We start from the raw sequence: 22719 nt of genomic DNA, 5'->3' as shown, positions 1-22719 counted from the left end.
GTGTGTTAAATCGTAGATGAAAAAGCGGCCCGCCTCCGGCAGGCCGGATGACAACTATAAGGGAGATTCACGATGAAATTGAAGTTCACGGTCTTCGCGGCTGCGGCCATGCTCGTGTCGAATGCGGCCCTGGCGGACGCCAAGCAGGCGCAAACCTGGATCGACAAGGAATTCCAGCCATCCAGCCTGAGCAAGCAGCAACAGCTTGCTGAAATGAAATGGTTCATCGATGCGGCGGCCAAGCTGAAAGCCAAGGGCATCAAGGAAATTTCCGTGGTCTCGGAAACCATCGACACCCACGTCTATGAATCGAAGACCCTGGCCAAGGCCTTCGAGGAAATCACGGGCATCAAGGTGCGCCACGACATCATCCAGGAAGGCGACGTGGTGGAAAAGCTGCAGACCTCCATGCAGTCCGGCAAGAGCATCTATGACGGCTGGATTTCCGATTCCGACCTGATCGGCACGCACTACCGCTATGGTGCCGTCGAGCCGCTGTCCGACTACATGGCCGCCAAGGGCAAGGAATTCACGAATCCGGGCCTGGACCTGAAGGATTTTATCGGCATCAGTTTTACGACGGCGCCCGATGGCAAGGTGTACCAGTTGCCCGACCAGCAATTCGCCAACCTGTACTGGTTCCGCGCCGACTGGTTCGCGCGCAAGGATTTGCAAGCCAAGTTCAAGGCCAAGTATGGCTACGAGCTGGGCGTGCCGCAGAACTGGTCCGCGTATGAAGACATCGCCGACTTCTTCACGAATGACGTGAAGGAACTGGACGGCAAAAAAGTCTATGGCCACATGGATTACGGCAAGAAAGACCCATCCCTGGGCTGGCGCTTCACGGATGCGTGGCTGTCGATGGCTGGCGCGGCCGACAAGGGCATTCCGAACGGCATGCCGGTCGACGAATGGGGCATCAAGGTGGCGGCCGACAAGTGCACGCCCGTGGGTGCATCGATGTCGCGCGGCGGCGCCACCAATTCGCCGGCCGCCGTCTTTGCGCTGACGAAATACATCGACTGGATGAAGAAATACGCGCCGCCGCAGGCGAACGGCATGAATTTCTCGGAATCGGGCCCCGTGCCGGCACAGGGTGAAATCGCCCAGCAAATCTTCTGGTACACGGCGTTTACGGCCGGCATGACGAAACCGGGCTTGCCAGTGGTCAACAAGGATGGCACGCCGAAATGGCGCATGGCGCCGTCGCCGCACGGCCCGTACTGGAAAGAAGGCATGCAGAATGGCTATCAGGACGTCGGTTCCTGGTTCCTGTTCAAGTCCACGCCGGATGACCGCAAGGCCGCCGCCTGGCTGTATGCGCAATTCGTCACGTCGAAAACCGTGTCGCTGAAGAAATCCATCGTCGGCCTGACCTTCATCCGCGATTCCGACATCCGCCACGATTATTTTACAAAGCACGCGAACGAGTATGGCGGCTTGATCGAGTTCTACCGCAGCCCCGCCCGCGTGGCGTGGACGCCTACCGGCAACAACGTGCCCGACTATCCGAAGCTGGCGCAGCTGTGGTGGAAGAACGTGGCCACGGCCATCACGGCGGAAAAAACGCCGCAAGCCGCCATGGATAACCTGGCCGAGGAAATGGACCAGGTCATGGCGCGCCTGCAACGTGCCGGCATGAAGGCGTGCGCGCCCAAGCTCAATCCCAAGGTCGATCCGAACCAGTATCTGTCGGACCAGCACGCCCCATGGAAAAAGCTGGCGAATGAAAAGCCGAAGGGTGAAACGATTGCCTACGACAAGCTGCTGCAAGCCTGGAAAGAAGGCAAGGTAAGGTAAACTGCCTGCGCTGTCCTGAGGGCACGGAGTGAACACCCTCCGTGCCTGTTTTTACCCGCTTTTCGCACCACCAGACAATGACCAAATACATACTTGCTTTAGATCAGGGCACCACCAGTTCGCGCGCCATCCTGTTCGACCATGCGGGCCGGCCGCACGCCAGCGCGCAGCGGGAATTTCGCCAGATTTTCCCCCAGCCGGGCTGGGTCGAGCATGATGCGGGCGAAATCTGGGCGTCGCAAGAGGGCGTGCTGCAGCAGGTCTTGCGCGACAGCGGCGTGGCCGCTTCCGACGTGGCCGCCATCGGCGTGACCAACCAGCGCGAAACGACGGTGCTGTGGGAGCGCGCCACGGGCGAGCCCGTTGCCAATGCCATCGTCTGGCAAGACCGCAGAAATGCGGCTTACTGCGAGCAACTGGTCGAGCAGGGCAAGGCGGACTTGATCCAGCAAAAAACGGGTCTCGTGCTGGACGCCTATTTTTCCGCCACCAAACTCAAATGGCTGCTCGACAACGTTCCCGGCGCCCGCGCGCGCGCCGAGCGGGGAGAGCTGGCCTTCGGCACCGTCGACAGCTGGCTGATCTACAAAATGAGCGGCGCCCATTTGACGGACACGAGCAACGCGGCGCGCACCATGCTGTTCAATATCCACACCCTGCAGTGGGACACGGATCTGCTGGCGCTGCTGGACATTCCCGCCTCCTTGTTGCCCGACGTCGTACCCTCGAGCGGCGTGGCGGCGCACACCTATACCGACTTGCTGGGCGTCTCCGTGCCGATCGCCGGCATCGCGGGCGACCAGCAGGCGGCCACGTTCGGCCAGGCCTGTCTGAAACCGGGCATGGCGAAGAATACCTACGGCACGGGCTGCTTCATGCTGATGAACGTGGGCAAGCGCCCCTTGCCATCGAAAAACCGGCTGCTGACGACGGTGGGCTGGAGCCTGGGCGCGGGCAGCGACAAGACAGATTATTTGCTGGAAGGCAGTGCCTTCATCGCCGGCGCTGCCGTGCAATGGATGCGCGACGGCATCGGCATCATCCGCGACTCGTCCGAAGTGGAAGCGCTGGCCACCAGCGTGCCCGATTCGGGCGGTCTCGTCTTCGTGCCCGCGTTCGCGGGCCTGGGCGCGCCGTACTGGGACCCGTATGCGCGCGGCACCCTGATCGGCATCACGCGCGGCACGGGCAAGGCGCATATCGCGCGCGCGGCGCTCGAGGGCGTGGCTTACCAGAACGTGGACGTGCTGTCGGCCATGCAGGATGACGCGGGCATCGCCTTGAGCGAGTTGCGCGTCGATGGCGGCGCGGCCCGCAACGACATGCTGATGCAGTTTCAGGCCGACATCTTGAATGTGCCCGTGGTGCGCCCCGTGGTGACGGAAACGACGGCCCTGGGCGCCGCCTACCTGGCGGGCCTGGCCGTGGGTTTCTGGGAATCGCAGGAAGAAATCGCCGCCCAGTGGCAGGTGGGACGCCGTTTCGAACCGGCCATGGCGGCCGACGAACGCCTGACGCGGCTGCACAAATGGCAGCGCGCCGTGGAGCGCTCGCGCGACTGGAGCGAGTGAAAACTCGTGCTCAGTGGCGCATGAAATACACGGCATAGCCCACCGTTTCGCGCGGCACGGAATACAGGTCGCGCAGCTCGAAATAGGGCGCGTGCACGTTGCCGCTGACGGCGATGCCGCTGCGCTCCAGCGCCAGCCGGAAGCGGGGCACGTGAAAATATTGCGTGGCAACCATGGCCGTGCGCCAGCCATGCTGGCGCATCAGGGCCGCCGCATTGCGGGCCGTGGCGTCCGTGGTCCAGCCTTGATTATCCTCAAGGATGGCGTTGGCCGGCACCCCGCGCGACTGCAGGTAGCGGGCCATGGAAGCGGCCTCGTCAAAACCTTCCTTGCCCGTCGCCCCGCTGACGAGGATGCGCGGCGCCCGGTGTTCCTGGAATTGCTTGAGCGCCACGTCGAGCCGCGCCTGCAGGCGGGGGCTGGGCGTGCCGTCGGGCGCAATCGTATTGCCGGGCACGACGATCACGTCGGCGGGCGCCAGCTTGTCGCGGAGTCCCGCCAGCACCAGGGTGGCGGTGGCCAGCAGGAACAGACCGGCAACGCTTGAACCGAGCAGTATTATTTTTCGCATTGCGCATCATCAAGTAAGGAATGGACGCATGATACCCGTCCATTCCCGCCGGCGTCAGTTCGCCTGCGCCTTGCGCGCGCGCTGGTTCGACAGATAAATATTGTCCTTTTCCAGCGGCTTGCCCTCGCGCACGGTATTGAGCCAGTCCTGCGTGCTGGCGACGGCGGCGAAATTCGAGTGGAAGACGGCGCTGAAGACGCGGTGGATTTCCTCGGCGCTGGCCGTGCCGCCCGCGTTGGCGTAGGGCAGGGTGCCGGTGGCGTCCAGCAGGAATTCGACTTGCAAGCCATCGTGCGCGGCGTGGTAGATGGTGGCGGCGTCGCAGTTGTGCGTCATGTAGCCGACCACCGTCAGGGTGTCGATGCCGTGGCCCTCCAGCCAGGCGCGCAGGTCCGTGCCCGCAAAGGCGCTGCCCATGCTCTTGTTGATGCGGTGGTCGGCGGCAAAGGCGGCCACTTGCGGATGCAGCTGCCAGCCGTCGCTGCCCCTGGCGAAGATGGGAGAGGCTTCCGGCGCATCGTGCTGGACGACGATGACGGGCACGCCGGCGGCGCGGGCGGCGGCCATGGCGGTGACGATGTTCGGCAGGGAAATTTCGACGGACGGATATTCGATGGGCATGTCGCCCGTGAAGTATTCATTTTGTACATCGATGACGAGCAGGGCGCGGCGCGGGGTGGTGGATGTTGCGGCAGACATGGATAACTCCTGGCATGGTTGAGCGGGGAAGGCTTCCCCGATACCGTCATTGTCTGCCCGTATCCTGTCAATAAAAAGTGGCCCGAAGGCATATCTGCGATAAAATCGGGCCATGACTCCTATTCCCGCTTCTGCCTCTCCCTTGAGTGTGGCCGTGATCGCCTTTGACGGCATGACGCCGTTTCACCTATCCGTGCCTTGCCTCGTGTTCGGCGCCCAGACGGACGAGGCCGATCTGCCGACTTTCCACGTGCGCGTGTGCGCCGCCGATCCCGCGCCCTTGCGCACGGCGGCCGGCTTCGGCATCACGCCCGAGTTCGGCCTGGAAGGACTGGAGGGGGCCGATATTGTCATCATGCCCGCCTGGCACGACGATTGCCGCGCTGCGGCGGCGCCCCTGGTCGCGGCGCTGCAGGCGGCCAGCCGGCGCGGGGCGCGCATGGTGGGCCTGTGCCTGGGCGCGTTTCCCCTGGCACAGGCAGGCTTGTTGGATGGCAAGAGCGCAGCCACGCACTGGGGCATGGCGGACCGGCTGGCGGCCCGTTATCCCAAGGTCAGGGTGGACCGGGAAGTGCTGTATGTGGATGATGGCGGCGTGCTGACGTCGGCCGGCGTGGCGGCCGGCCTCGATTGCTGCCTGTACCTGCTGCGCCAGCTGGCGGGCGCCGAGGTGGCCAACCGGGTGGCGCGCCGGCTGCTGGTGGCGCCGCACCGCCAGGGCGGGCAGGCGCAATTCATCGCGCGTCCGCTGCCCGTGTCCGGCAGCGAAGGGCGTTTTGCCGAGGTGTTGGCCAGCGTGACAGCCAACTTGGGGAAGGCGCACAGCATCGATGCGCTGGCCGACCAGGCCGCCATGAGCCGGCGCAACTTTACGCGTCACTTCCGCCAGGCCATGGGCACCTCGTTCAAGCAGTGGCTGCTGAATCAGCGCCTGGCGCATGCGCAAGGCTTGCTGGAGAAAAGCGCGGCATCGATCGATATTGTGGCGCAAGAGGCCGGCTTCGGCACGGCCCTGTCGCTGCGCCAGCATTTCCGGGCCAGCTTGCAGACGTCGCCATCGGCGTATCGCAAGCTGTTCCGGCAGCAGCTAATTCCTGCCGGACGACCATAGCGCCGCCGGGTCGCGGCTGCCCTGCGGCAGCTTCGCGCTGACGGCGATTTGCCGCGCAAGGAAGGCGGCCGGCTCGAAGGCGTAGCGCTCCTGGAAGGAGACGGTTTCCGCGCTCATCAGCTCGGCATAGGTCTGCATCAGGGTCGAGGCGCCAACATGGTTGCCTTGCTCCAGGTAGGTGGCGATGGCGGCCAGCAGCACGGGATAATCCCCATTTTCCTTGCTGCCGCCAAAGTTGAACGACAGCTGGCCGCAGGCGCGCCAGATGGGGTCAAGTTCCCCCTCCGGCACCGCCTGCGTGCGCAGCCATTGCAAGGCCTTGAATGGCGGGCCGCCAAATGACGGCGGCGAAATGATCGCCTGGATGGCCACCTTGACGGCTTCATCGATTCTTCCCGCGCGCACATACTGGCCGTGCAGCAGCACCAGCGCATCCGTATATTCGGGCACGATGGCGAGCGCCGCTTCCAGCAGCGCGATGGCCGCATCCGGGTTGCGCTGCGCAATCAATTCCTTGGCCTCCAGATAGGCGGCGCGCGGCGAAGCTGGGTCGTCGGCCAGCGATGGCGCGCCGACATATTCGTCCTCCGCTGCCGCGCAGGCTTGCAAGAACGTCGTCAGGCTGGAAAAGTGCGGCTGGATGCGCCACTCGTCGTGCCACGTCTCGACGACGATCGGTTCCGCCGCTTCGCGGCCGATGGGCCAGTACAGGCCGAAGGTGTCGCCATTGCCCAGGGCGCCTTCGGAAAAGGGGGTGAAGCCGAGGGGCGGATACGCTGTTGTGTGTTGCCAGTCTTGTTGCGCCGAAATGTGGGCGAGGTTTGCGGGTCGTTGCATGGAAGTAGAGAAGGATAAAACGCCAGTGTAGGGCAAGCGGGCGGCGCCGGGCGCGCGTATCGCAGCGCCGGCAAGCCATGCGCGAACTGATAAAATGGGGGATTCTTCGCCCAGGCGGCCTCGCCATGTCCAGCACACCCCACTCTGCCATCGATCTCAGCTTCCGAAGCTATGCGGAAATCGGTGCGCCGAACCGGCATGATTTCGTGCAATTGGTGTTGCCCGTGCACGGCCAGTTGTTGCTGGAAATCGACGGCAGGGAGGGGAAAGTCGATACGCAGCAGGGCGTGGTGATCCCGGCGCACACGTGGCATGCCCAGCATAGCAAGGTGGCCAACCATTCCATCATCGTCGACGTGGATGCGGCCGCCGTGGCCAGCGGCAGCTGGCAGCGCCTGCTGGAGCGTCCGTACACGGCGATCGGGCTGGGCGCCCGCAAGCTGATTGACTACCTGGGCGTCATGGCGCAGCAGCAGGCGCTGACGCCGGCCATCGTCACGGGCTGGACGCCGCTGCTGCTCGATACCCTGCTGCTGGGCGAGCCGCAAGCGCGCTCGCGCCTGGGTGCGTTGATTGCCCGTGTGCAAGCCGAGCCGGGCTTGCCGTGGTCGACGGCATCGATGGCGCGCTTTGCCAGCCTGAGCGTCAGTCGTCTGCACGCACTGTTCCGCGAGGAAATGGATACCAGCCCGCATGCCTGGCTGTTGCAGCAGCGCATAGGGCGCGCTTGCGACTTGCTTGCCGCCAGCGATGCCAGCCTTGCCGAAATCGCGCTGGCAGCCGGCTTTTCCGAGCAGAGCGCATGGACGCGCGCCATGCGCGACAGCATGGATATTACGCCAGCGGCCTACCGGCGCGCATGTCGCGAGAAACGGTCAACAAGGCAGTAGCTGGCGCCAAGAATGGTCGCGGCAGACTTGCCACAATCTCCGTTTCAGGAGATTGATCATGCATCAAGAAAACAAGAGCCGGCTGGGCATGCTGGCTGGCATCACCGCGGGCGCACTGTGGGGGCTGGTGTTCCTTGCACCGGCGCTGATCCCTGCCTTCCAGCCGCTGGAACTGTCCGTGGGCCGCTACCTCGCGTATGGCCTGATCGCGGCCGTGCTGGTCGCGCCGTCGTGGCGGCGCCTGCTGCGCAGCCTGGGCTGGCGCGAATGGCGCGGCCTGATCTGGCTCAGCCTGACAGGCAATATCGTGTATTACGTGCTGCTGGCCAGCGCCGTGCAGATGGGCGGCGTGGCCATGACGTCGATGGTGATCGGCTTGCTGCCGCTGGTCGTCACGCTCGTGGGCAGCCGCGACCGGCATGCCGTGCCCCTGCGGCGCCTGATTCCTTCGCTGGTGCTGAGCGCGGGCGGGCTGGCCTGCATCAGCTGGCAGTCGCTGGCGCATCCGGGCCAATCGTCCCTGCTGGGATTGTTATGTGCGCTGGCGGCGCTGCTGTCGTGGACGGTGTATGCGGTTGGCAACAGCCGCTGGCTGGGGCGGCTGCGCTCGGTCTCGGCGCAGGAATGGAATCTGCTGACGGGCGTGGTCACGGGCGCCGCCGCGCTGCTGCTGGCCATTCCCGTTGCGCTTGCCGCACCGGCCCAGCATGGCGCCACGGCGTGGCTGCAGTTTGCCGGCGTCGTCACGGGTGTCGCGCTGCTGTGTTCCGTCGTCGGTAATGGCTTGTGGAACCATGCCAGCCGCGTCCTGCCGCTGACCTTGATGGGACAGATGATCGTCTTTGAATTCCTGTTTTCCATGCTGTACGGCTACTGCTGGGAGCAGCGCTGGCCTACGCTGGCCGAGGCTGCGGCCGCCATGCTGTTGCTGGCAGGCGTAGCGGCGTGCGCCGCGCCGCACCGGCCGCCGCGGGCAGCCAATGCGGCGCCTGCCTGACCGGCATCGCGCATGCTGCGGGCAATGCCTTTCAGTCGCGTTCCGGCACCGGCACGTTGAAACCGTTCAGCGTCGTCGAGACCAGCGCGTACAGGCCCACCAGGTAGATCAGCTCGTTGGTGCCATGCTGGCCGAAGGTGGCCAGCGCCAGCCGGTAAAGCGGTTCCGGCAGCGTGCCGCCGCCGCTGAGCGCGTAGGCCAGGTCGTAGGCCACGCTTTCGTGCTTGTCCAGGTCGACCGGCTTGACGTCGGCCACCAGCGTGGCGAGGCGCTCGGGCGGCATGCCTTCGCGCTCGGCGACGGCGATGTGGGCATAGATTTCATAGGCGGCGTTGTAGCGCGCACCGACCACCAGGATGGCAATCTGGCGCACCTTGTCGGGCAAGGTGGCATTGGCCGTCATGGCCAGGGTCAGGTTCCAGATGGCCTTGCCGATGGCCGGTTCGTGCAGCCATGGATTCCACGGCCCCATCAGGGCGCCGTCTTCGCGCACGGCGATGAAATCGTTGAAATTGCTGCTGATGCCTTTGCGCATATCGTCATACAGCGGCTTTTGTTCGGGCGTCAGGTCTTGCGGAGCGATCAGGGGCAGGCGCATGCAAACTCCTTGCAGGGGTGGTGGGCGGCGGGAGCCAGCAACCAGTATAGCCGTCTGGCTGGCGGCGGCCGTTCGCTGGCGCACGCTGGCGCGGCTGGCGCCTACCTGCGCGGCTCGTGTATCCGGAATTTCCTCACGATGCCCGCCTGGTCGAACATGACGGCCACCTCGCGCGTGCCTTTTTCGCCCAGCAGGGGGATCAGGCGCGTCATCTTGGGCGCTTGCAGCTGGTTCTTGTAGACCCAGACCTCATAGCCGGGATCGAAGCTGACGACGGTGGCGTTGCCCAGGGCAGCGTCGAGGTCGAGGCGGGTGGTCTTGCCCACCTTGATGTTTTGATAGATGGCGCCATTGTCCGGCGCGCGGTTGACCTTGTATTCACTGGCGGTGCACATGGCCACGGCCAGGCCCGCGAGGCAGGAAGCTGCCAGTTTTATCAATGTGTTCATACGGACTCCCAGTGTGCATCACTGCTTCCAATCTCAGAGGGGACGGGCGTGATGTCAGGACAGGAGTGTGCTTGTGTCGCCGCGAATGTGCTACAAGATTATACAAAGGTGCAAAATTTGATGCTGTCGGTACCGGCAGGCGGTACCTTCACCGATTTTGCAGCACGTCGGTCGACAGCGCCAGGGTTTCCTTGATTTCTTCCATCACCACATAGCTTTTCGATTGCGCGGCGCCGGGCAGCTGCAGCAGCATGTCGCCCAGCAGCTTGCGGTACTCGGCCATTTCATGGATGCGCGCCTTGATCAGGTAATCGAAGTCGCCCGACACCAGGTGGCATTCCTGCACCTCGGGAATCTGCAGCACTTCGCGGCGGAATTGCTCGAAGGCGGACGCGGATTTTTGATTCAGCGTAATCTCCACAAAGACGAGCAGCTTGGCGCCCAGCGCGGCCGGGTTCACCTTGGCATGGTAGCCCGTGATGACGCCGTCGCGCTCCATGCGCTTGACCCGCTCGATGCAGGGCGTGATGGACAGTCCCACCTGTTCGCCCAGGTCTTTCATCGAGATACGGCCATCCTGTTGCAGGATGCGCAGGATGTGGCGATCCAGCTTGTCGAGGCCACGTGCCGATTCTTTAAGGATTCTCATGATTTATTGCTGAATATCTCGATTTATACGTGAACAAATACTGGCTCTTTCCCAATATGATAGCGGTTAATCTGGCGTCAGCCTAAAAAATATAATGAGGAAACTATGCGTATCGTGATTCTGGGTAGCGGCGTCATCGGCGTCACCAGTGCTTACTATCTGGCCAAGGCAGGACATGAGGTGACCGTCATCGACCGCCAGCCGGGCCCGGCACTGGAAACCAGCTTCGCGAATGCGGGGCAAATCTCGCCCGGCTACGCTTCGCCATGGGCTGCGCCCGGCATTCCCCTGAAAGCCGTGAAGTGGATGATGCAGCGCCACGCACCGCTGGCCATCTCGCTCGACGGCAGCGCCGCCCAGCTCAAGTGGATGTGGCAAATGTTGCGTAATTGCACACCGGAAGCGTATGCGGTGAACAAGGAACGCATGGTGCGCCTGGCCGAATACAGCCGCGATTGCTTCAAGGTGCTGCGCGCCGAGGCCGGCATCACGTATGAAGGCCGCCAGCAAGGCACGATGCAATTGTTCCGCACCGAAAAGCAATACAACGACGCCGCCAAGGATATCGAAGTGCTGAAAGACGCGGGCGTGCCGTATGAAGTGCTGCAGCGCAACGAGCTGTCGCGCGCCGAACCGGCCCTCGAAGCGGTCAAGGATAAACTGTTCGGCGGCTTGCGCCTGCCCAACGATGAAACGGGCGATTGCCAGCTGTTTACCACGCGCCTGTCCGAAATGGCCGTGGCGCTGGGCGTGAAGTTCCGCTATGGCGTCGCCATTGATGCATTGCTGACGCAGGGCGATGAAATCGCTGGCGTGCAATGTGGCGCGGAAATCGTCAAGGCCGACTCCTATGTCGTGGCGCTCGGTTCCTATTCGACGGGCTTCATGAAGCCGCTGCTCGACATCCCCGTGTATCCGCTGAAGGGCTATTCGATCACCGTGCCTATCGTTAACGCGGCCAAGGCGCCCGTGTCGACCATCCTCGATGAAACGTACAAGATCGCCGTGACGCGTTTCGACGACCGCATCCGCGTGGGCGGCATGGCGGAAATCGCCGGCTACAACCTGAACCTGAACCCGCGCCGCCGCGAAACCCTGGAAATGGTCGTCAACGACCTGTTCCCCGGCGGCGGCAACACGGCCGAGGCCACGTTCTGGACGGGCTTGCGCCCGATGACGCCGGACGGCACGCCGATCGTCGGCCGCACGCCGCTGCGCAACCTGTTCCTCAATACGGGCCACGGCACCCTGGGCTGGACCATGTCCTGCGGTTCGGCGCAATTGCTGGCCGACCTGATGTCGTCGAAAAAGCCGGCCATCCTGGCCGACGACCTGTCCGTCAGCCGCTACAGCGGCGCACAGGGCAATGGCAAACTGCAACACGCGGTGGCCTGAGATGGGGGCCAGCATGCCTCCGAAAGAGCGTAGCGGCGCCATCCTGACGGTGGACCTCGACGCCGTGCGCGCCAACTACCGCTTGTTGCGCGACAAGGCGCATCCTGCCGCCTGCTCGGCCGTCGTGAAGTCCGACGCGTATGGCCTCGGCGCCGCGCAAGTGGGCGCGGCCCTGTATGAAGAAGGTTGCCGCCATTTCTTCGTGGCCCACCTGGAAGAGGGGATCAGCCTGCGCCCGCACGTGGCGCCGGATGCCGCCATCTTCGTGCTGCACGGCCCGCCCGTCGGCACGGAAGGCGAATTCACGGCCCATGGCTTGACGCCAGTGCTCAACAGCGAGCCCCAGGTGGCCGGCTGGCGCGCGCATGCGAAGGCGCTGGGCACCACACTGGACGCCATCGTGCAGGTCGACACGGGCATGTCACGCATGGGCCTGTCGCCGCAGGAAATCGACGCCTGGCTGCTGGACCCGCATTTTCTCGACGGCATCAAGGTGCGCTACATCATGAGCCACCTGGCTTGCGCCGACGAGCGCAGCAACCCCATGAATGGCGAGCAGCTGGCCCGTTTCACCGCCATCCGCGCCCGTCTGCCGCAGTACCGCGCCAGCCTGGCCAATTCCTCGGGCATCTTTTTATCACCCGATTTCCACTTTGACCTGGTGCGCCCGGGGGCTGCCCTGTATGGCATCGGGCCGCAGGGCGGCGAACCCAATCCCCTGCGCTCCGTGGTGCGCCTGCAAGGCAAGGTCATGCAAACGCGCACGATTGCCGCCGGCGACCACGTGGGCTACAGCCGCCGCTACACGGCCAGCGAGCCGCGCCAGGTGGCGACAGTTTCCGTCGGCTACGCCGATGGCTGGCTGCGCAGCATGAGCAACCAGGGCCTGGCCATCGTCGACGGCGTGAAAGTGCCGCAGATCGGTGCCATCTCGATGGATTCCATCACGCTCGACGTGAGTGCCATCGCCGGCGACCGCGTCGCGCCGGGCAGCCTGGTCGACCTGATCTGCGCCGAACATCCGGTCGACGCGGTGGCGGCCATGGCCAATACCATCGGCTATGAGGTGCTGACCAACCTGGGCGGACGCTATTACCGCGAGTATCGAGGCTTGGCTGGCGGCGCACGCTAAGCAGCGCAAAACCGATGATTGTGTGGCAAGATAGCCCCGGTGTGAACTCCACTCCGGGGCTTCTTTTTAATCATCATCGGGGATTTATATGAGTCAATATAACGTTGCTATCATCGTCGGCAGCCTGCGCAAGGATTCCTTCAACCGCAAACTGGCTGATGCGCTCGTCAAACTGGCGCCGCCCGAATTTTCCTTCAAGCACATTGAAATTGGCGACTTGCCGCTGTACAACCAGGATGACGATGGCGCGCAGTCCGAGCAGGTGCTGCGTCTGAAGTCGGATATTTCTGCTTCGCAAGCTTTGCTCTTCCTCACCCCCGAATACAACCGCTCGATCCCCGGCGTGCTGAAAAACGCTCTCGACCACGGCTCGCGTCCGTATGGCCAGAGCGTGTGGGGCGGCAAGCCGGGCGCAGTGCTCGGCGTTTCCGTGGGCGCCACGGGCACGGCGCTGGCGCAGCAGCATTTGCGCAATGTACTCGCTTACCTGGACGTGCCGCTGCTGGGACAACCGGAAATGTTCATCCAGGCCAAGGAAGGCCTGTTCGACGAGCATGGCGGCATCGGCGCGGCCAGCCTCGGTTTCTTCCAGGGCTGGATGCAGCGCTACACGGACTGGGTCCGCAAGCACGCCATCCACGCTTGACGCATATCAAGGCGGCAGCGCTCTGCGTTGCCGCTTGTACACATTCTTTGACCATGGATGCCAACATTTCAATATTGGCACGGGTGTCTCGGTATAATGCGCCCTTTCTTTAGCGCAATACTTTCCATTTTTTTGCCGACCCCATGTGGACTAAACCTGTTCTGCGCATGAATTTGCGCCGTTTGATCGTGCTCGTGGCCTTCGCCAGCGCCCTGGTGTCCCTGGCCAATACCTTCTATGCCAGCTACAGCGTGCAGCGCCAGTTGCTGATCGATACCACGCTGGAAGCGAACCACGCCTACGCGAGCAAACTGGCCAGCACGGCCGAGGATTTCCTGCAGTCGGCGCGCCAGCAACTGGCCTACAGCGCCGGCAGCCTGCCATCGCGCATGGGCGACGAGCACTGGCTGACGGACGAGGCGCAGCGCCTGCGCCTGCAAACGAACAGCTTCAATTCCGTGCTCATCGTCGATGCCCAGGGCAAGGTGCTGGGCGTGTCGCCGGAAACGCTGGCCTTGAAGAACCGCACGCTCGATTCGGCCGGTGCCGTGCAGGCGCTGCGCGAACGGCGCCCGCTGGTGACGCAGCCGTACGTCTCCTCGGCCGGCAATCTGGTGGTCTTCGTTTCGCACCCCATCCTGGGCAAGGATGGCCGCTACCTCGGTTATGTGGGCGGCAGCATCTACCTGAAACAGAAAAACATCCTGTACACCATGCTGGGCCAGCATTACTACCGCGACGGTTCCTACCTGTACGTGGTCGACCAGAGCCGGCGCCTGCTGTACCACCCGGACCCCGAGCGCCTGGGCGACGTGGCCGGCAGCAATGAAGTCATCGACGCCATCATCGCGCAGCAGGGCGGCGGCAACCGGCGCATGCACAACAGCCTGGGCGTGGACATGCTGGCGGGCTACGCCATCATGCCGTCGACGGGCTGGGGCATCGTGGCGCAGCGCCCCACGGCCATGACCCTGGCCCCGCTGAACCAGCTGATGGCCAACACGGTATGGCATTCCCTGCCGATTGCCTTGCTGAGCCTGCCATTCATCTGGTGGCTGGCCAGCCTGATTTCGCGGCCCCTGGTGCAGCTGGCCGAGGGCGCGCGGCGCATGGATGCGCCCGGCACTGCCGAGCACATCGCCGCCATCCGCTCCTGGTATGTGGAGGCGGCGCAAATCAAGAAAGCCCTGCTGAAGGGCCTGGCGCTGTTGCAGAACAAGATCGGCAAGTTGAAGACCGACGTGCAGACGGACCCGCTGACGGGGCTGTCGAACCGGCGCGGCATGGCGGCGGCGCTGGATGCGTGGCAGGCACAGGCGCGGCCGTTTTCCGTCATCGCCATCGATATCGACCATTTCAAGCAAGTCAACGACCAGTGGGGCCATGCCGTGGGCGACGAAGTCATCCTGCGCCTGGCGCAGCTGATGCGCGCCTGTTCGCGCGATGCCGACGTGCTGTGCCGCAATGGCGGCGATGAATTCATCATGCTGCTGCCCGATGCCGACCTCGACGTGGCCATGCAGGTGGCCGAGCGCCTGCGCGCCAAGGTAGCCGCCGCCGTGATTCCCGGCGCGGGCTTTGTCACGGTATCGCTGGGCGTCGTATCGTCGGAACAGGAGGCGGGCAATACGGACGCCGTGCTGCGCGCCGCCGATGCGGCCCTGTACGTGGCCAAGGAAAATGGGCGCAATTGCGTGGGCATCACGGAGCCCGCCTGACAGGCGGGCCGTGCGGCATGAACTGATACGCTGTTTTCTGTTGCATCTGAGCCTGTTTCGTTTGCCTGCCAGCGCTTACCATATAGCCCTGATGAAGTACAACGAGGATAACGGACATGGCAGGGTTGGATGTTGATGACGTTTGAGCAAGAACTTGGTATCCGCTGCGACGTCAATGGGCGGCCACACCCGCTGGCCTTCCTCGGATGCCGCGGACTCAACTATGGCCAGCACAGCGTGCTGCCGCTGCACCCATTTCGCCTGAGCGTGCCGGAAACGGCGCTGGCGGGCCTGCTTGACGAGCCGTTCAACAGTTTTATCCAGACTTGCCGCGAAGACGACCTGCAGGACGAGGAAAGCGACTTGCCCGAGCTGATGCAGGCCGGCTATCCCGACATCACGGCCATGCTGGCGGGCCACCGGCCGCTGCTGGCCGAAATGCTGTACGACTTCATGATCAGCGATTTGATGGACGCGATCGGGCGCGCCAGCGGCTACCGGCCCCTGCGCGCACGCTACTGGGGCGATGTCGAGGCGGCAGATGCCCGCGCGTATTTCACCGTCAATGAAGTGCAAAAAGTGTCTTTTGCCGATGGCCAGGCCATCTTCGAAGGGCAGGGCTACTACGGCATCTATGTCATCTGGCTGACGCACGGCTACCGGCGCAAATAGGGGCTTGACCTTCCTTATGTGGGAAGGTTTATAGTGGCGCCATGAACCGTGCCTTTTTCCGCTTTCTCGCCCGCTCGCTGCTCTGGCTGCTGGCCGTCACGCTGCCCATGCAGGGCTTTGCGTCGGCCATGCGCAGCTGCTGCGTGGACGAGCTGGCGGTCGCTGTCACGGTTGCCGTCGAGGCCATGCAGGCACCCCAGTGCCATGACATGGGCGACATGGCCGGCATGCACATGCAGGACCAGCCGATGAAAATGGCCATGGACGATGGCGGCGCCACGCACCACGGCCACGATTGCAGCAACCATGGTGCGTGTACGGTGGGCGCCACGGCGCCGCCCGGCATGCCTGCCTTGCACGCCTTGACCCTGCGCGCGCCGCCTCCCGCGCTGGCGCCCGATTCCCTGTTCGCCGGGCATATCCCGCCTGGTCCCGAACGTCCCCCGAGAAGCACGCGCTCCGCCTGACCGCCCGTTGAACCTGGCGGTGCCGCCGTCGCACGTCCCAGCATCTTGAGCCTTGCACCGGCTGCGCCAGCGTTCCAGTCGCGCGCCCGCCGCGCCACACCCTGTCATTCAAGGAATACCATGAAACACCTGTTCAGCCTTGCGCTGGCTGTACTGCCGCTGGCCGCCGCAGCGCAATCCCCGTCCGCCCCGCAAGAGGCGCAGGCATCCGTGCCGGCCACCACTTACCGCTCCGCCTTCCTCGGCTACCATCCCGCCGCCGAGGACGACGCCACGCCCGACCAGGCCTGGCGCGCCGTCAACGAGAAAGTCGGCAAGGCCGGCGGCCACATGGGCATGATGAAGATGGACGGCCACAAGATGGATGGCCACAAGATGGAGGGGCACAACATGCCGATGGATAAGCCGGGTCCCAAGCCGGATGCCCAGCCCGCCCCGCAACACCAGCATGAAGGACACTGACATGGCCCGCTTCACAAAATCAACTTGCCTGACGCCGCTGGCGCTGGCGGCCGTCCTGCTGCTGAGCGGCTGCGCCAGCTTCAGCCAGGATGGCGGCATGCAGGCGGTGTCCGCGCTGACCGACGCCCGCACGGGCGCTCCCGCAGCGCTGGCCGACAAGGGCGGCGAGGAAAAATTGGCTGCCCTGCTGGCCCAGCCTCTGGATGCCGACAGCGCCGTGCGCATCGCCCTGATGAACAACCACGGCATGAAGGTGGCGCTGGCCGAACTGGGCGCGTCCGAAGCGGATCTGGTGCAGGCGGGGCGCTTGCGCAATCCCGGCCTGTCGTTCGGCCGCTCGCATGGCAGTCACGGCAATGAAATCGACCGCGGCGTCAGCTTCGACCTGGCCGGCCTGCTGACCATGCCGATGCGCGTCAACATCGAGAAGGGCCGTTTCGAGCAAGCCAAGCTGCAGGCCGCCAATAGCGCCGTGCAACTGGCGTCGGACACGCGCCGCGCGTATTTTACTGCCGTGGCCGCCGTGCAGACGGAAGCTTTCATGCAGCGGGCGCTGCTGTCGGCCGAGGCGGGCGCCGAACTGGCCACGCGCTTGCAGCAGGCGGGCAACTGGAGCCGCCTCGACCAGGCGCGCCAGCAAGTGTTTTATGCGGACGCCGTCGGCGACCTGGCCCGCGCGCGCCACCAGGCCACGGCCACGCGCGAGCACCTGACGCGCTTGCTGGGCCTGTGGGGCAAGCAAACGGCCTTCACCTTGCCGTCGCGCTTGCCCGATTTGCCGGCCCAGGCCGTTGACGCGGGCAATATCGAGGCGCAGGCGATGGAGCAGCGGCTCGACGTGCAGATGAGCAAACTCGACGCGCATGCGACGGCCGACGCGCTGGGCCTGGCCAAGGTGACGGGATTCGTCAACGTGCTCGACGTGGGCTATACCAACAAGAGCAGCAGCGAGGCGCCGCGCGAAAATGGCTATGAAGTTTCGCTGGAACTGCCCCTGTTCGACTGGGGCTCGGCGCGCAATGCCAAGGCACAAGCGTTGTACGAGCAGTCGCTGCAGCGCACGGCAGGCACGGCCGTACGGGCCCGCTCGGAAGTGCGCGAGGCTTATTCGAGCTACCGCACAGCCTATGACCTGGCGCGCCACTACCGCGATGAAGTTGTGCCGCTGCGCAAGACGATCTCGCATGAAGTATTGCTGCGTTACAACGGCATGCTGGCCAGCGTGTTCGAACTGCTGGCCGATGCGCGCGAACAGGTTGCCAGCGTCAACAGTGCCATCGAGACCCAGCGCGATTTCTGGATTGCGCAAACCGAACTGCAAGGCGCCATCAATGGCAGCGGCCCAGCCAACAAGGAATAATGATGATTACACGTAGAAACTTTTTCATGAACGCGGGCGCTGTCGCCCTGAGTGCCGCCGCTGTCAGCAGAGTCGGTGCGGCATCGTTGCCGGAAGCCGTCAGCATGGCTGGCGCCGACACCAAGGCGCCGCCACCGCCGCCAAACGGGCGTCCGTACAACCCCGTCGTCACCCTGAATGGCTGGTCCTTGCCCTGGCGCATGAACAACAACGTCAAGGAATTCCATCTGGTGGCCGAACCCGTCGTGCGCGAACTGGCGCCCGGCATGATGGCGAATCTATGGGGCTACAACGGCCAGTCGCCAGGGCCCACCATCGAAGTGGTGGAGGGCGACCGGGTGCGTATCTTTGTCACCAATAAATTGCCGGAGCACACCAGTGTGCACTGGCATGGCCAGCGCTTGCCCAACGGCATGGATGGCGTCACGGGCCTGACCCAGCCCGGCATCGCCCCGGGCAAGACCTTCGTCTATGAATTCGTCGCCAAGCGGCCCGGCACCTTCATGTACCACCCGCATGCCGATGAAATGACGCAGATGGCCATGGGCATGATGGGTTTCTGGGTGACGCACCCGAAAGACCCGAACTTCATGAAGGTGGACCGCGATTTCGTCTTCTTGCTCAGCAACTACGACATCGATCCGGGCAGCTACACGCCGAAGATCATGACCATGACGGATTTTAATTTATTCACCTTTAACAGCCGCGTCTTCCCCGGCATCGACCCCATGGTCGTGCGCCAGGGCGACAAGGTGCGCGTGCGCGTGGGCAATCTGACCATGACGAACCACCCGATCCACATGCATGGCCATGAATTCGAGGTGACGGGCACGGATGGCGGCTGGACGCGCCCCGAGTCGCGCTGGCCCGAGGTGACGACGGACGTGGCGGTGGGCCAGATGCGCGCCGTGGAATTCACGGCCACGGACCTGGGCGACTGGGCTTTCCACTGCCACAAGTCGCACCACACGATGAATGCCATGGGGCATGACGTGCCCACCATGATCGGCGTCGACCACCAGGGCGTGGCCGCAAAGATCAACCAGCTCGTGCCCGGCTACATGGTGATGGGCGAGCGGGGCATGGCCGACATGGGCGAGATGCAGATGCCGATCCCCGACAATACCTTGCCGATGATGGCGGGCGACGGCCCCTTCGGCGCCATCGGCATGGGCGGCATGTTTACCACAGTCAAGGTGCGCAAGGACCAGAAACCGGGCGACTACCGCGACCCGGGCTGGTACAAGCACCCGGCCGGCAGCGTGGCCTATGAATGGACGGGCGCCTTGCCGGAACCCGTGCGCGGCCAGGGTGCGGGCAAGCAAGTGGTGAAAGGCGGCGTCGAGATGACGGTGCGTAAACCTGGCACCCACTCGGGCCATTAACGCGGGCAATCAGGTACCGTCCCGAACGGCTTGCCTAGCATGGCAAGCCGTTTCGTGTGTTGCTATAAATCAATGAATTGTTGTTTGGTGACAATCCGAGCATTTTTTTCCGTGTTTTTTCTTTATATTCAAGCCAGTACGCTCCAGTTACATCGAGTATCGGCCAGTCTTATGGGAGAAATCATGTTGAACCGGATGAAGGTGGGAACGCGTTTGCTGGCGGCTTTTTTTTGCGTCGCGCTAATGGGGGCCATCGTGGCCGGCATCGGTATCTTCAACATGGGCAAGATCGATACCATGGCGGGGCAGATGTACAACCATGAATTGCTGGGCTTGTCGTACATCAAGGAAGCCAATATCGCCTTGATCAAGGTGGGCCGCGCGCGCAGCAATTTCTTGCTGGCGACGACCGCCGAGGAGCGCGCCACGCGCCAGGCCGATATCGCCAAATTTCTCGATTCAAACAGGGCCTATCTTGCCAAGGCCCAGCCGCTGTTCGTCACGCCGGCCGCCAAGGAACTGTTTGCCCGCTTTGCCGCCGTCGAAGCCGAGTACGTCGTCACCATGCAGCAGGCGCTCACGCTGGCCGCGGCCGAACCGCTGGCCCAGCGCAGCGCGCAGCTGATCGAACTGCTCAACAAGACGCGCCTGCATGCCGATGAGCTCGACGGTGTGCTCGACAAATTATCATTGCAGAAAGAAGAGCGCGCCAAGGCCGCTTCCGAGCAAGCCTCGGGCGTGTACCAGGCCAGCCGCAGTTTCATGATCGCGCTGGTGCTGGGCAGCGTGGCCGCCGGCCTGGCGCTGGGTGCGCTGATCACGCGCGGACTGACGCGCCAGCTGGGCGGCGAACCGGCGTATGCCGTCAAGATCGCCGGCGCCATCGCCGAGGGCGACCTCACCGTCGATATCCGCACGGCCAGCCACGACAGCGCCAGCCTGTTGTTTGCCATGAAAACCATGCGCGACAAGCTGGTGGGCATCGTCAGCCAGGTGCGCTCGGGAACGGACACCATCAACACGGCCTCGGGCGAAATCGCCCAGGGCAACCTCGACCTGTCGTCGCGCACGGAAGAGCAGGCCAGTTCGCTGGAAGAAACGGCGTCATCGATGGAACAGCTGACGTCGGCCGTGCGGCAGAACGCGGACAATGCGCGCCAGGCGAATGCTCTGGCCGGTGCCGCCTCGGAGGTGGCCGGCAAGGGCGGCGCCGTGGTGGGGCAGGTGGTGCAGACGATGGAATCGATCAATGCGTCCTCGCGCAAGATCGTCGACATCATCAGCGTCATCGACAGCATCGCCTTCCAGACGAATATTCTGGCCCTGAACGCGGCCGTGGAAGCGGCCAGGGCGGGCGAGGAGGGGCGCGGATTTGCCGTCGTGGCATCCGAAGTGCGCAACCTGGCGCAGCGCTCGGCCAGTGCCGCCAAGGAAATCAAGACCCTGATCGGCGACTCCGTCGAGCAGGTGGAGATCGGTTCCAAACTCGTGCATGACGCGGGCAAGACGATGGATGAAGTGGTCGCCAGCGTGCGCCAGGTGGCCGACATCATGCAGGAAATCACGGCCGCCAGCGCCGAGCAAAGCGCCGGCATCGAGCAAGTCAACGAGGCCGTGCTGCAGATGGACCAGGTGACGCAGCAAAACGCGGCCCTGGTGGAGGAGGCGGCGGCCGCCGCCGAATCGCTGCAAGACCAGGCGCACTCCCTGACGGAACTGGTGGGCGTCTTCCGCCTGCATGCCCAGGCCGAGCACATTGCCGTGGCGCCGGCCAGCAACGTCACGCCGCTGCGCCGGCCGGTGCCGGCCGCCAGGCAGCGGGTGCGACGTCTGGCCTGACGGCGGCGGGCTGGGCGCGATCGGCACGGTGGTGGTAGGCTGTCGCTATTGCGCGTTTGCCACTTCCGGGTTTTCCATGCCGTCTCTTTTCCTGCCGCAGTTATGTTTCTCCCTGCGTTTCTCTTTGCTATTGCTCTCCCTGGCGCCGCTGGCGCAGGCGCAGCAGGGTGATCCCGTCCTGCCTTACCGTCCTTCGGTGGCCAGTCCCGCCCAGCTGCCCGTGCCGGGCCAGCTGGAATTCGAGGCCGGCGGCCTGCTGTCGAAAACGGACGACACGCGCCGCGCCAGCCTGCCGTACACATTCAAACTGGCGTTTACGCCCGAATGGGGCGTACTGCTGGAAGGCGAGGGTTTTGTGCGCGCGCGCGACGCAACGGGCCGGCGCGAAACGGGCGTTGGCGACACGACGGTCGTGCTCAAGCGGGCCTTTTTGCTCGACAGCGCCACGGCCCTGGGTCTGGAGCTGGGCTGGAAGTTGCCGACAGCCAAGGACAGCATCGGCAGCGGCAAGAGCGACGTGTCGCTGAACGGCATTCTCAGCCGCGACCTGGGCGCCGTGCACGTGGATGCCAACCTGAACGCCACGCGCCTGGGGGCATCGGACCCTGGCGCGGGCAGGGTGCAAACGGGCTGGGCGACCTCCTTTTCCACGCCCGTCAGCGACCGCTGGGGCGCCACGGCGGAAGTGTCGGGCACGCACTTGCGCGGCGCGCCGGCCACGGCCCAGCTCTTGTTGGCCGCCACCTACAGTCCCACGCCGCGGCTGGCCATCGATATCGGCTTGGCGCGCGGTGTGACGGCGGCGTCGCCGGACTGGTCGCTGTTCAGCGGCCTGGTCGTGCCGTTGGGTAAGCTGTGGTGAGATTGCCACGGCTTTCCTTATGTGTCCTTGCGAACAAACAGTTGCTTGTACAAGGTCTACAATTGCGGCATAACTGATAAAAGGAGTGCCCCATGAAAACCCTCATTCTCGCCGCCGTCTTGCTGTCGGCCGCTACCGCTGCCGTCGCCCAGGTTGGCGTCTCCGTCACCGTCGGCCAGCCGGGCTTTTACGGACGCATCGACATAGGCGACTATCCAGCGCCGCAATTGATCTATGCCCAGCCCATCATCGTGCAGCGCCCGCAATACTATTCGGCGCGCCCCATTTATCTGCGCGTGCCGCCCGGCCATGCGAAAAACTGGTCGAAGCACTGCCGCAAGTATAATGCGTGTAACCAAGAGGTATATTTCGTCCAGGATAGTTGGTATAACAACCAATATGTGCCCCGTTACCGCCAGCAGCATGGCGACCATGGCCGTCCCGATTACGGTGACCGCGGCCGTCATGACAACAAGCATGACAAGCACTTTGACAAGCATGATGACAAGCGCGGCAAGCATGACAACAAGCATGACAACAAGCCGGGCAAGGGCCATGGCAATGGTCACGGCAATGGCAACGGGCACAGGGATTAACACGCAGGAGGAT

The 22719-nt window shown here is 64.0% G+C and carries 23 protein-coding genes; 17 read left to right on the top strand and 6 right to left on the bottom strand.

Going from position 1 to position 22719, the window contains the following annotated elements:
- Positions 1-72 precede the first annotated feature (72 nt).
- A complete protein-coding gene (locus BLT98_RS05710) occupies positions 73-1800 on the top strand; it encodes an ABC transporter substrate-binding protein (RefSeq protein ID WP_034779106.1) in 1728 nt (575 codons plus the stop codon).
- 77 nt (positions 1801-1877) lie between these two features.
- The gene (gene glpK / locus BLT98_RS05705) at positions 1878-3371 is read left to right on the top strand and encodes a glycerol kinase GlpK (protein WP_034779104.1); all 1494 of its coding nucleotides are present in this window, start codon (positions 1878-1880) and stop codon (positions 3369-3371) included.
- A gap of 10 nt (positions 3372-3381) precedes the next feature.
- On the opposite strand, the gene BLT98_RS05700 is transcribed toward glpK, so the two are convergent.
- Together BLT98_RS05700 and BLT98_RS05695 are read right to left on the bottom strand one after the other, a co-directional pair.
- Positions 3382-3942, bottom strand: coding sequence for a YdcF family protein (locus tag BLT98_RS05700; protein ID WP_092605863.1), 561 nt, complete (start codon positions 3940-3942; stop codon positions 3382-3384).
- A 54-nt stretch (positions 3943-3996) separates the two neighbouring features.
- Positions 3997-4641: a cysteine hydrolase family protein gene (locus tag BLT98_RS05695; RefSeq protein ID WP_092605861.1), complete on the bottom strand. Its 645-nt coding sequence runs from the start codon at positions 4639-4641 to the stop codon at positions 3997-3999.
- Between the two features lie 112 nt (positions 4642-4753).
- Here BLT98_RS05695 and BLT98_RS05690 point away from each other — a divergent pair, with 112 nt between their 5' ends.
- Positions 4754-5752 carry a GlxA family transcriptional regulator gene (locus BLT98_RS05690; protein ID WP_170846298.1) on the top strand — a complete coding sequence of 333 codons (999 nt, stop codon included), beginning with the start codon at positions 4754-4756 and terminating at the stop codon, positions 5750-5752.
- On the opposite strand, the gene BLT98_RS05685 is transcribed toward BLT98_RS05690, so the two are convergent.
- A complete protein-coding gene (locus BLT98_RS05685) occupies positions 5729-6589 on the bottom strand; it encodes a tetratricopeptide repeat protein (RefSeq protein ID WP_092605857.1) in 861 nt (286 codons plus the stop codon). The genes BLT98_RS05690 and BLT98_RS05685 overlap by 24 nt on opposite strands.
- Before the next feature lie 125 nt (positions 6590-6714).
- On the opposite strand from BLT98_RS05685, the gene BLT98_RS05680 reads away from it, so the two are divergent.
- Both BLT98_RS05680 and BLT98_RS05675 read left to right on the top strand, forming a co-directional pair.
- Entirely contained in the window at positions 6715-7479 is a 765-nt protein-coding gene (locus BLT98_RS05680; RefSeq protein WP_092605855.1) for an AraC family transcriptional regulator, read from the top strand.
- Positions 7480-7537: 58 nt separating this feature from the next.
- Positions 7538-8476, top strand: coding sequence for a DMT family transporter (locus BLT98_RS05675; RefSeq protein WP_092605853.1), 939 nt, complete (start codon positions 7538-7540; stop codon positions 8474-8476).
- Between the two features lie 31 nt (positions 8477-8507).
- Here BLT98_RS05675 and BLT98_RS05670 read toward each other — a convergent pair whose 3' ends face one another.
- From BLT98_RS05670 to BLT98_RS05660, 3 genes are all read right to left on the bottom strand, one after another.
- Positions 8508-9074: a carboxymuconolactone decarboxylase family protein gene (locus BLT98_RS05670; RefSeq protein WP_092605851.1), complete on the bottom strand. Its 567-nt coding sequence runs from the start codon at positions 9072-9074 to the stop codon at positions 8508-8510.
- A 101-nt stretch (positions 9075-9175) separates the two neighbouring features.
- A complete protein-coding gene (locus tag BLT98_RS05665; protein WP_092605849.1) occupies positions 9176-9523 on the bottom strand; it encodes a hypothetical protein in 348 nt (115 codons plus the stop codon).
- Positions 9524-9671: 148 nt separating this feature from the next.
- Positions 9672-10172 (bottom strand): Lrp/AsnC ligand binding domain-containing protein, encoded by a 501-nt coding sequence (locus tag BLT98_RS05660; protein ID WP_070222192.1) that lies wholly within the window; start codon positions 10170-10172, stop codon positions 9672-9674.
- A gap of 105 nt (positions 10173-10277) precedes the next feature.
- Between BLT98_RS05660 and BLT98_RS05655 the strand changes: the two genes are divergently transcribed.
- The 12 genes from BLT98_RS05655 to BLT98_RS05600 all read left to right on the top strand — a co-directional run bounded on the left by BLT98_RS05655 (position 10278) and on the right by BLT98_RS05600 (position 22706).
- Positions 10278-11567 carry a D-amino acid dehydrogenase gene (locus BLT98_RS05655; protein ID WP_034783073.1) on the top strand — a complete coding sequence of 430 codons (1290 nt, stop codon included), beginning with the start codon at positions 10278-10280 and terminating at the stop codon, positions 11565-11567.
- A 13-nt stretch (positions 11568-11580) separates the two neighbouring features.
- Positions 11581-12699, top strand: coding sequence for an alanine racemase (gene alr, locus BLT98_RS05650; protein WP_244517397.1), 1119 nt, complete (start codon positions 11581-11583; stop codon positions 12697-12699).
- 88 nt (positions 12700-12787) lie between these two features.
- The gene (locus BLT98_RS05645; RefSeq protein ID WP_092605845.1) at positions 12788-13345 is read left to right on the top strand and encodes an NADPH-dependent FMN reductase; all 558 of its coding nucleotides are present in this window, start codon (positions 12788-12790) and stop codon (positions 13343-13345) included.
- A 167-nt stretch (positions 13346-13512) separates the two neighbouring features.
- Positions 13513-15063 carry a sensor domain-containing diguanylate cyclase gene (locus tag BLT98_RS05640; RefSeq protein WP_244517396.1) on the top strand — a complete coding sequence of 517 codons (1551 nt, stop codon included), beginning with the start codon at positions 13513-13515 and terminating at the stop codon, positions 15061-15063.
- A 135-nt stretch (positions 15064-15198) separates the two neighbouring features.
- Positions 15199-15735, top strand: coding sequence for a hypothetical protein (locus BLT98_RS05635; protein ID WP_139144549.1), 537 nt, complete (start codon positions 15199-15201; stop codon positions 15733-15735).
- 41 nt (positions 15736-15776) lie between these two features.
- Positions 15777-16202, top strand: coding sequence for a hypothetical protein (locus tag BLT98_RS05630; protein ID WP_092605841.1), 426 nt, complete (start codon positions 15777-15779; stop codon positions 16200-16202).
- A gap of 120 nt (positions 16203-16322) precedes the next feature.
- Positions 16323-16664, top strand: a complete 342-nt coding sequence (locus BLT98_RS05625) for a hypothetical protein (protein WP_092605839.1) — start codon at positions 16323-16325, stop codon at positions 16662-16664.
- 1 nt (position 16665) lies between these two features.
- Complete coding sequence (locus BLT98_RS05620; protein ID WP_244517395.1) at positions 16666-18024, top strand: TolC family protein; 1359 nt, start codon at positions 16666-16668, stop codon at positions 18022-18024.
- Between the two features lie 2 nt (positions 18025-18026).
- A complete protein-coding gene (locus BLT98_RS05615) occupies positions 18027-19409 on the top strand; it encodes a multicopper oxidase family protein (protein ID WP_092605837.1) in 1383 nt (460 codons plus the stop codon).
- A 183-nt stretch (positions 19410-19592) separates the two neighbouring features.
- On the top strand, positions 19593-21248 hold the full coding sequence (locus BLT98_RS29660; RefSeq protein ID WP_092606956.1) for a methyl-accepting chemotaxis protein: 1656 nt from the start codon (positions 19593-19595) through the stop codon (positions 21246-21248).
- A 76-nt stretch (positions 21249-21324) separates the two neighbouring features.
- Positions 21325-22110 carry a transporter gene (locus tag BLT98_RS05605; RefSeq protein WP_244517394.1) on the top strand — a complete coding sequence of 262 codons (786 nt, stop codon included), beginning with the start codon at positions 21325-21327 and terminating at the stop codon, positions 22108-22110.
- 92 nt (positions 22111-22202) lie between these two features.
- Positions 22203-22706, top strand: coding sequence for a hypothetical protein (locus tag BLT98_RS05600; RefSeq protein WP_092605835.1), 504 nt, complete (start codon positions 22203-22205; stop codon positions 22704-22706).
- The last annotated feature ends 13 nt before the right edge of the window (positions 22707-22719 follow it).

The sequence above is a fragment of the Janthinobacterium sp. YR213 genome, from assembly GCF_900099875.1.
GTDB lineage: Bacteria > Pseudomonadota > Gammaproteobacteria > Burkholderiales > Burkholderiaceae_D > Janthinobacterium > Janthinobacterium lividum.
This window is presented reverse-complemented; position numbering and strand designations above follow the sequence as displayed.